Genomic DNA, 9,419 nt, shown 5'->3' on the forward strand with positions numbered 1-9,419 from the left:
TGATTAACGGTCGTCCGCGGAGCGGCCGTACCAGCGCTGGAGGCCCTGCCGCCACCGGGGGACGTCCGGGCCGCCCGGCAGCGGCGGGAGTTCGGGCCGGTGCAGCCACGCGTCGAAGAGGTCCGTGAGCGACGCCTCGGTGTAGCGGGAGGCGTGCCCGACCAGATCGGCGGTGGCCACGATGCCGTGCCGGTGGATGCTCGCCCAGTCCTTCAGCATCCCGAAGAAGGCGACGTCGCCGAGCGCGCACCGCAGCGCGTGCACGGCGAGGCCGCCGCGCTGGTAGAGCCGGTCGTCGAACATGAGCTTCCGGCTCGGGTCGGCGAGCCGCAGGTCCTGCGGGAGCCCCGCCAGCAGGGAGTGCGCGGCGGCGGCGTGGGTGGCGGCCGCCGGGCCGCCCGCGTGCTCGGACCAGAGCCACTCCGCGTACTTGGCGAAGCCCTCGTTCAGCCAGATGTGCCGCCAGTCGGCGATCGTGACGCTGTTGCCGAACCACTGGTGCGCGAGCTCGTGCGCGACCAGCCGCTCCCGCTCCCAGCCGCCGCCGAGGTGGTTGGTGCCGAACGTGGCGACGCCCTGCGCCTCCACCGGGACGTCCAGCTCCTCGTCCGCGACGACCACCGCGTACTCGCCGAACGGGTACGGGCCGAACACCTCGGTGAAGTACGCCATCATCGCGGGCTGGCGGCCGAAGTCCCGGGCGAACGAGGCCGCCAGCCGCTCGGGCACGTACCCCGTCTGCGGCACCGCCGGGCGCTCGGTGAGCGGCACCGGCAGGTAGTGGCCGATCGAGACCGTCACCAGGTACGACGAGGTCGGCGCGCTCTGCTCGTACACCCAGGTCGTGCTGGACGCCCGGGTGGTGCGGGTCAGCAGCCGCCCGCTCGCCACCACCGTGAACGGCGACGGCGTGGTGACCGCTATCTGGTAGGTCGCCTTGTCCGCCGGCCGGTCGTTGCACGGGAACCACGAGGGCGCGCCGACCGGCTGGCTGGCCACCAGCGCGCCCTCCGTCAGCTCCTCCCAGCCCAGGCCGCCCCACGGGCTGCGCACCGGCCGGGGATTGCCGCTGTAGTGCACCTCGACCGTGAACGCCGCGCCCGCCGTCAGCGCCTTCGCCGGACGGACCCGCAGCTTGCCGCCGCGGTGGGTGTAGCGGGCGGCCTTGCCGTCCACGAGCACCCGCCCGATCCGGAACTCGGCCAGGTCCAGCGCGAACTCGGCGAGCGCCGCGTTCGCGACCGCGCTCAGCCGGGCCGAGCCGCCGAGCCGGTTGGGTCCGGGCCGGTAGTCCAGCGCCAGCTCGTAGCGGTGCACCCGGAAGCGGTGGTCGCCGCTGTTCGGGAAGTACGGGTCAGGTGCTCCGGCGGCCGCCGGGACGTGCTTGGGCTTCACGGGGTCGTGGTGCGCTTCCTGCGGGCCGGGACTGGTGGTCATGACGTGGGCTGCCACGCCTCGATGGGGTTGCCCAGCCACCGCGTGTCGGCGGGGACGGACTCGGCCCGCATCACCAGCGAGGCCGGGCCCAGCGTGCTGCGCTCGCCCACCGTGCTGCCGGGCAGCACGATCCCGCCCGGGCCCAGGGTGGCGCCCTCGCGGAGGACCACAGTATCCATCCGCATGATCCGGTCGTGGAAGAGGTGGGTCTGCACGACGCAGCCCCGGTTGATGCTCACCCCGTCCCCGAGGGTGACCAGGTCCGCCTCCGGCAGCCAGTAGCTCTCGCACCACACGCCGCGTCCGACCCGCGCGCCGAGCGCGCGCAGCCACAGGTTGAGCAGCGGCGTGCCCGGCACCGCGCCGACCAGCCACGGCACGGCCAGCACCTCGACGAAGGTGTCGGCGAGCTCGTTGCGCCACACGAAGCCGCTCCACAACGGGTGCTCGACCGCCCGGAACCGGCCGACCAGCACCCACTTGGCCACCACCGCGACCGCGCAGGCCACGGCGCCGGCCGCCAGCAGGACCGGGCCCGACAGCGCCGCGGCCAGCAGCGCCGACGAGCCGGCCAGCCGGGACAGCGCCGCGACGGTCAGCACGCCGAGCGCGCCCGAGGCCAGCACCGGCACCACCCGGGCCAGCTCGACCAGCCCGCGCGCCCACAGCAGCCGGGCCGGCGGCTCGTACGTGAGGCTCTGGTCCGACTCGTCCGCCGAGCGCGGCAGCCGCATCGGCGGCATGCCCAGGTACGAGCCGCCCTTCTTGGCCTTCTCCGGCGTCGCCGACAGCACCCCGACCAGGCCCCGCTTGGGCACCGCCCGCCCGGGCGCCGTCATCCCCGAGTTGCCGAGGAACGCCCGCTCGCCGACCTTCGCCTCGCCCAGGCGCAGCCAGCCGCCGCCGAGCTCGTACGGCGCCATCAGGGTGTCGTCCGCGAGGAAGGCCCCGTCGCCGACCGTCGTCAGGCTCGGCAGCGCCAGCACCGTGGACACCTCGGCGCCCCGGCCGACCCGCATCCCGAGCGCCCGCAGCCACAGCGGCGTGACCAGGCCCGCGTACAGCGGGAACAGCACCTCGCGGGCGCGGTCCATCAGCTGGGTGACCGTCCACGCCTGCCAGCCGACCCGGCCGTGCAGGGCGTGCACGCCCGGGACCAGGCCGACGCTCAGCAGCCGGACGGCGGCCACCAGCTGCGCCGCGTACACCGCGCCGTACGCCAGGGTCGCGGGCACCAGGCCGAGCAGGGCGCCGCGCACGGCCGCGCCGAGGTCGTCGCCGGGGCGGACGAACAGGGAGAGCAGTGCGAGGGCGGCGGCCGCGGGCAGCACCGGCAGCAGGCTCAGCGCCGTGCCGCTGACGCCGTACATCGCGGACCAGCGGGCCCGGCGGAGCGGGCGCTCCTTCGGCCACGCGCGTTCCGCGCGGCCCAGCTTGACGGCGGGCGCGCCGCCCCAGAGCTGGCCGGTCGGGACCTGGCCGGTGACGCTGGAGCCCGGCACCACCTGGGCGCGCTTGCCGATCCTGGCGCCCGGAAGCAGCGTCGACCGGGTGCCGACCACGGCGCCCGAGCCGACCTTGACCTGGCCGACCTCCAGCCGGTCCCCGTCCAGCCAGTAGCCGCACAGGTCCACCTCGGCCTCGACCGCGCAGCCCCGGCCCAGCTTGAGCATGCCGGTGACCGGCGGCTGCGAGTGCAGGTCCACCTCGGCCGCGACCTTGGCGCCCAGCGCGCGGGCGTAGTGCACCAGCCAGGCCCCGGACAGCTCCGTCGCGCCGCTCGTCTCGGCCAGCCGCTCGGCGGCCCACAGCCGCAGGTGGGTGCTGCCGCCGCGCGGGTAGCTGCCCGGGCGCAGGCCCCGCAGCAGCAGCCGGGCGCCGCCCGCCGCGATCGCGAGCCGGCCCGCCGGGGTGTACAGCACGAGCGCGCCCGCGCCCACCGCCCACCAGGAGGCGGTGGGCGCCCACGGGTAGTCGCCGAGGTGGCTGAGGAGGTTGCCGGCCGCCAGCAGGGCGACCGTCCAGCGCAGGCCCACCACGGTGAACAGCGGGAGCATCAGGAGCAGCTGCAACAGCTTGGCCCTGGTCGGCACCGGGCTGATCGTCCGGGCCTCGCCCCCGTCGGCGGCGGAGCGCTCCAGGTGCCGGGCCAGCTTGCGCAGCGTCGGGTTCTGGTAGATGTCGAGGACGGCCGCGCTCGGGTAGCGGGTGCGCAGCAGCGTCGTGAGCCGGGCCGCGGCCAGGCTGCTGCCGCCGATCGCGAAGAAGTCGTCGCGCGGGCCGCCGACCGTGACCCCGAGGATCTCGGACCACTGCTCGGCCAGCCAGGCCTCGGTGCCGTACAGCTGCTCGGTCGGGCCGCCGGTCTCCAGGTCGGGCAGCGGCCAGGGCAGGGCGTTGCGGTCGACCTTTCCGGACGTCCGGGTGGGCAGCGTGTCGACCGGAGCGAGCAGCGGGACGAGCGCGGCGGGCAGCTCGGCGCGCAGGCGCTCGACGGCCTTCTCGCGGTCGAAGGGCTCGTGGGTGTTCGGGTCCCCCGGTGCGTCGTCGGCGCCGTGGAGGACGAGGTAGCCGACCAGCAGCTGGTTGCCGCCGCGCGCGGTGCGGACGGCGGCGGCCGCGCCCGCGACGCCCGGCAGTGCCTGGAGCGCCGCGTCGACCTCGCCGAGCTCGATCCGGCGCCCGCCGAGCTTGATCTGTTCGTCGGTGCGGCCGAGGAACAGCAGCCCGGCCGGGTCGGCCTGGACCAGGTCCCCGCTGCGGTAGGCGCGCTCCCAGCCCATCGAGGGCAGCGGCGCGTACTTCTCGGCGTCCTTCTCCGGGTCCAGGTACCGAGCCAGACCGGCGCCGCCGATCACCAGCTGCCCGGTGCCGCCGGGCGCGACCGGCTGCCCGGCCTCGTCGACCACGACGAGGTCCCAGCCGTCCAGCGGCAGGCCGATCCGCACCGGGCCGTCGCCGGTCAGCAGCGCGGCGCAGGCCACCACGGTCGCCTCGGTCGGGCCGTAGGTGTTCCACACCTCGCGGCCCTCGGTGACCAGCCGCTGCACCAGCTCGGGCGGGCAGGCCTCGCCGCCGAAGATCAGCAGCCGCACCTCGTTCAGCGCCTCGGCCGGCCACAGCGCGGCCAGCGTCGGCACGGTGGAGACCACGGTGATCTCCTGGTCCGCCAGCCACGGGCCGAGGTCGGCCCCGCTGCGCACCTGCGAGCGCGGCACCGGCACCAGGCACGCGCCGTGCCGCCAGGCCAGCCACATCTCCTCGCAGGAGGCGTCGAACGCGACGGACAGGCCCGCCATCACGCGGTCGCCCGGGCCGATCGGCTCCTCCTGCAGGAAGAGCGCGGCCTCGGCGTCGACGAACGCGGCGGCGTTGCGGTGGGTGACGGCGACGCCCTTGGGGCGGCCGGTGGAGCCCGACGTGAAGATGATCCAGGCGTCGTCGGCCGGGGTGGGGCGGTGCTCCGGCGCGGGCGCGCGGTGCTCCGGCGCGGGCGCGCGCTCGGCGGTCGTCGTTTCGGCGGTCGTCGTTTTGACGGTTGTCGGTTCGGCGGTCGTGGGTTCGGGGGTCGTCCGTTCGGGGGTCGTGGGTTCGGGGGTCGTCGGTTCGGCGGTTGTCGTGAGGACCCGCTCGGCGCCCAGCACGCCGGCGACGGCGGCCTCGCCGAACACCAGCTGCGCGCGCTCGTCCGGGTCCTCGGCGTCCACCGGGACGTAGGCGGCGCCGGCCGCGAGCACGGCCAGGATCGACACGTACAGGTCGTTGGTGCCGGACGGCACGCGCACGCCCACCCGGTCGCCGCGGCCGATCCCGGCGGCGGCCAGGCGGCGGCGCAGCTGCTCGACCTCGGCGGCCAGGGCGCGGTAGCTGAGCACCGTGCGGCCGTCGTCGAGGGCGGGCTCGTTCGGGTGGCTGCGCACGGTGGCGTCGAGGACGTCGACGAGCGTGCGCGCGGCCGGCGCCGGGCGGCCGGGGAAGACGGCTCGGGCCGAGGCGTCCTGCTGGTCAGGCTGGTTCGGTTCGACCGGATGGTTCGCTTCACCTGTCATGGCAGCCCGTGACTCCTTGTCCTCGCCCCGTTCCACTCCGGGGCTGGAGTAGACAACCGACCGATGGTAGCCCGGGGGTGCGGTGGGTGACGGGGGCGCTACTGGCGGGTAGCGCGTGCAACTCGACTATGGGTGACCGAATCTGACTGTTCGTCAGTTGTTAACTGATGGGTCGTGGTTCGGATGTGATGGAGCGTCAGTCGTTTTGACGGAACGTCAGGTGAAAATCGGCGTCGTGAGGCATGCCACACGGGCCCTTGCGCTGTTCGGGTGGCGGGCCCGGGCGTTTCGGCCGGATCAGGGGTTTCCGGCCGCCGTCCGGGCCCGCCGGGGCGTGGAGGGGAGGGTTCAGCGGAAGAGGGGGAGGTGTTCCTCCAGGAAGGCCGGGAGGGTGCGCGGGACGCGCCCGGTCAGGCGGCTGATCGTCGGGTCCGGCTCCTCCTTCCGGAGCACCGCGAGCCGCTGGATCTCCACCACGTGGGTCGCCAGCCACTCCGGCATCCCGGCCCGCGTCACCAGGTGGGCGCGCAGCTCCTCGGGGGACAGGTCGACGTAGTGGACCGGCCGGCCCAGCAGCTCGCCGATCAACTCGGCCAGCTCCGGATGGCTGTACGCCCGCCCGCCGGTGAGCTCGTACGTGCCGCCCGCCAGCTCCGGCCGGGTGAGCACGTCCGCGGCGATGTCCCCGATGTCCCGCACGTCTACGTAGTTGCAGCGCGCCCGTTCCATCGCCCCGTGCACCACCCCGGCCGCGGCGATGCCGGGCGCGAGGAGGAGGAGCTTCTGCATGAACGCGTACGGCCGCAGGACGGTCGCCGCCATGCCGGAGGCGCGCAGGTGTTCCTCCACCCGGTGGTGTCCGCGCGAGACGGCCACGGGGGACAGCGGCTCCGCGGCCGGGGCGGAGATCTTCACGACGTGCTCCACGCCGCACTCCCCGGCGACCCCGATCGTGCGCAGCTCGTGCTCGACCTGGTGCGGGCCGTTGGCCATCGTGAGGAACAGCTGGTGGGCGCCCCTCAGCGCGGTGCGCAGCGACTCCGGGTCGGCCGCGTCGGCGAAGACCGGTTCGACGAGCGGGCGGGCGCTCGCGTCGAGGTCGCGGTCGAGGGTGGCGGCGAGGCGCTCGGGATCGCGACTGAGCGCTCGGGCCGGAGCGCCCAGGGCGGCGAGGCTGCGGAGGGTGGCTCCGCCGGTGGCGCCTGCTGCGCCCATGACGACGATCATGAGGTCTGCCTCTCGGGGTGGGGTGCGGGGTCGTTCCGGTGCTGCGGGGCGGCGCGGTGCGGGCGGCAGGCGCGCCAGCGGATGGTGATGAGGGTCGCGGCGATCGCCGAGGACAGCGGCAGGTCGACGGGGAGGCGGCCGGGCCAGGCCTGGTCGGCCAGTGCGGGAATCCGGGGCAGCCAGTGCGCTCCGGCGAGGCCGACGGCCAGGGCCACGGCTGCTGCGGTGACGGCGAGGACGATCGCGACTGCGGCGCGCGGCGCGCGGGCTGCCCACGCATGGGGCGGGCGGCGGCGCAGCCGGGCTCCGATGAGGGCCGCGACGACCGCCGATGTGCCGGCGATCGTGGTGACCGCGGCGAGCATCAGCTCGGGCTGGTGCGTCGCGGCGCCGCCGAGGCTGGCCATCAGGGCGGGCATGACGTAGGCGGTCAGGACTTCTCGCCGGAGGACGAACCTCGGGGGTGCGCCTGGGGCCTTCTTGCTCATGGGGGTTCCTGTTCTGTAGGGGAGGGCGCTTGATTAGGTGGCTAATTATTTGGGCGTGCGGTGGTTAGGTGGCTAAGTATTGGGGTGTTTGGGTGTCGGGTGCTGGGTGCTGGGGCGTTGGGTGGGGTGGGGGGTGGTTAGTCGGTGGTGAGTGCGTCGATGCCCTCGACCACGCGGGCCAGGAGGTCGAGGAACGTCGTCCGTTCCTCGACCGAGAGGCCGCCGACCATGGCCTGCATCCGGGCGTAGTGCTCCGGTGCCAGGTCGCGCAGTCGCTGCGCCCCCCGCGCGGTGAGGATCACCACGTTGCGCCGCCCGTCCTCGATGGACGGGCGCCGGGCCACCAGGCCTTCCCGCTCCAGTCCGTCGACCAGCCCGGTCACCGTCGCCCGCGAGACGCCGAGGCTCTCCGCGAGCTGGGACGGCGACTTCTCGCCGCCGTGGTCCTCCAGGTCGGCCAGCAGCCGGTACCGGCCGGTGGACAGTCCGAACCGGCCGAAGTGCACCTCGCCCGCCTGCCCGAGCCTGGCGCCCGCCGCCATCAGCCTGGCCGCCACCAGCACCGCCTGCGGGTCGGCCGTGAGGCCGTAGCGGGCGATCTGGCGGCGTGCCTGGTCCAGCGTGGGGGCGCCGTGGCCGGCGTCGGGGTGCTGCGTCATGGGTTTAATATGGCGGCTAATCAGTTTCCCGGTCAAGCCCGGGCGGGGCGGGTTGCCCCGGAGGCACTACGCGGCGCGTGAGGCGGGGGTGATGCGGGGCGGGGTCCAGTCGGCGTGCTTCAGCACCGTTCGGACCATCGCGCCGGGCGGGGTGAGCCGGATCGCCGCGTTGCGCAGACCGACGGCGACCGGGTTGGTGAGCTGCTGGCCCATCCTGCCTGCCCGTCGGGCGTCGCGTGCCACCGTCAGGGTGCGGGGGCGGCGTGCGGCGTCGTAGCGGGTGAGTGCGGTGGTGATGGCGGCTTCGGCGGTAGCGGTGTCGAGGGCGGTAGCGGTGCCGAGGGCGGTGGCGGTGCCGAGGGCGGCGGCCAGGGTTACCGCGTCTTCCAGTGCCTGGCACGCGCCCTGGCCCAGGTGCGGTGTCATCGCGTGGGCCGCGTCGCCCAGCAGGGCGATCCGGCCGACGGCGAAGGACGGGACGGGTGTGACGAGCTCGTTCACGTCGTGGTGCAGCACGTCCTCGGGGCGGGTCGCCGCGAGCAGCGCCGGGATCGGGTCGTGCCAGCGGGCGAACCTCCGGCGCATCTCGTCGAGCGGGTCCCGGTAGCGCAGGCCGGCCGGGGCGTTGAGCGTGGCGTGCCACTCGGCCCGGCCGTCCGGGAACCCGATGTGGCCGAACTCGGCGCCGTGGCCCCAGGTCAGCGCGAAGTCGTCGGCCAGACCCTCGACCGGGCGGTCCGTGATGGCCCGCAGGACCGTCGACCCCGCGTACACCGGGCCGGGGTGGGACGGGAACAGACGGCGGCGCAGCTTGCTGTTGATGCCGTCGGCGGCCACGACGAGGTCCGCCTCCAGCGTGGTTTCGTCGTAGGTCACCCGGACCCGGGAACCGGGGGCGGTTGCGACCTCGGTGACCTCGGAGCCGATCACGACGTTGCTGGGGGGTATCGCGGCGCGGAGGATCCGGTGCAGGTCGGCCCGCGGGATGCCGACGATGGGGGTGCCCAGTTCGCGCTCCAGTGCGGCGCCGTCCATCAGGGCGAGGCGGCGACCGTCGGGGGTCCTCGTACCTCCGGTGTACTGGCGCCGCGACGCGGCCTCGACGGCGTCGGCGACACCGAGCGTCGCGAGTGCGCGCATGCCGTTGGCGTGCAGGGAGATGCCGGCGCCCGCGTCGTCGAGGGTCGCGGCCCGCTCGACGACGGTCACGTCCCACCCCACCAGCCGGAGCCCGATCGCGGCGGCCAGGCCGCCGATTCCGCCCCCGACCACCACTGCGGTGTTGTTGCTCATGGCTGGTCCTTTCGTGCTGCCTTCTACATCTGTAGAAGGAGGGTACAGCGGGCTTATGGGGGCCGCTGCGCGGGGCTTGGGGTGCGGGGTGGGCTTTCGGGTGGGTGGGGTTCGCCGGGGGTGGCTGCGGGGGTGGCCGCTCCGGGGGCTGGATGATTTTCCGACTGCCGACTCTGTGGGGTGGGTGGTTAAGACCGTTGGCAGTCTGAAAATCACCCGTCACGCCCCTCTCCGCGGCCACCCCCTCCGCCACCCCCTCCCGCAGC

At 74.7% G+C, this 9,419-nt stretch carries 6 protein-coding genes; all 6 read right to left on the reverse strand.

What is annotated here, in order from left to right:
• Positions 1-3 precede the first annotated feature (3 nt).
• The 6 genes from ACFVSN_RS14370 to ACFVSN_RS14395 all read right to left on the reverse strand — a co-directional run bounded on the left by ACFVSN_RS14370 (position 4) and on the right by ACFVSN_RS14395 (position 9,153).
• Positions 4-1,437, reverse strand: a complete 1,434-nt coding sequence (locus tag ACFVSN_RS14370; protein ID WP_387955267.1) for a M1 family metallopeptidase — start codon at positions 1,435-1,437, stop codon at positions 4-6.
• A complete protein-coding gene (locus ACFVSN_RS14375; RefSeq protein WP_387955269.1) occupies positions 1,434-5,486 on the reverse strand; it encodes a Pls/PosA family non-ribosomal peptide synthetase in 4,053 nt (1,350 codons plus the stop codon). Before ACFVSN_RS14375 ends, ACFVSN_RS14370 begins: the two co-directional genes overlap by 4 nt.
• 348 nt (positions 5,487-5,834) lie before the next feature.
• Complete coding sequence (locus tag ACFVSN_RS14380; protein ID WP_387955271.1) at positions 5,835-6,701, reverse strand: NmrA family NAD(P)-binding protein; 867 nt, start codon at positions 6,699-6,701, stop codon at positions 5,835-5,837.
• 8 nt (positions 6,702-6,709) lie between these two features.
• Entirely contained in the window at positions 6,710-7,201 is a 492-nt protein-coding gene (locus ACFVSN_RS14385) for a hypothetical protein (protein WP_387592021.1), read from the reverse strand.
• Between the two features lie 137 nt (positions 7,202-7,338).
• The gene (locus tag ACFVSN_RS14390; RefSeq protein WP_380494076.1) at positions 7,339-7,860 is read right to left on the reverse strand and encodes a MarR family winged helix-turn-helix transcriptional regulator; all 522 of its coding nucleotides are present in this window, start codon (positions 7,858-7,860) and stop codon (positions 7,339-7,341) included.
• A gap of 66 nt (positions 7,861-7,926) precedes the next feature.
• Positions 7,927-9,153, reverse strand: a complete 1,227-nt coding sequence (locus ACFVSN_RS14395) for an FAD-dependent monooxygenase (protein WP_387592024.1) — start codon at positions 9,151-9,153, stop codon at positions 7,927-7,929.
• Between the last annotated feature and the right edge of the window lie 266 nt (positions 9,154-9,419).

This window comes from Kitasatospora sp. NPDC057904, assembly GCF_042887925.1.
Classification (GTDB): Bacteria; Actinomycetota; Actinomycetes; order Streptomycetales; family Streptomycetaceae; genus Kitasatospora.

Excerpts from the sequence above, each read along its gene's own strand:
- ACFVSN_RS14370 (WP_387955267.1), bottom strand. The coding sequence starts at position 1,437 with ATGACCACCAGTCCCGGCCCGCAGGAAGCGCACCACGACCCCGTGAAG.
- ACFVSN_RS14375 (WP_387955269.1), bottom strand. The coding sequence starts at position 5,486 with ATGACAGGTGAAGCGAACCATCCGGTCGAACCGAACCAGCCTGACCAG.
- ACFVSN_RS14380 (WP_387955271.1), bottom strand. The coding sequence starts at position 6,701 with ATGGGCGCAGCAGGCGCCACCGGCGGAGCCACCCTCCGCAGCCTCGCC.
- ACFVSN_RS14385 (WP_387592021.1), bottom strand. The coding sequence starts at position 7,201 with ATGAGCAAGAAGGCCCCAGGCGCACCCCCGAGGTTCGTCCTCCGGCGA.
- ACFVSN_RS14390 (WP_380494076.1), bottom strand. The coding sequence starts at position 7,860 with ATGACGCAGCACCCCGACGCCGGCCACGGCGCCCCCACGCTGGACCAG.
- ACFVSN_RS14395 (WP_387592024.1), bottom strand. The coding sequence starts at position 9,153 with ATGAGCAACAACACCGCAGTGGTGGTCGGGGGCGGAATCGGCGGCCTG.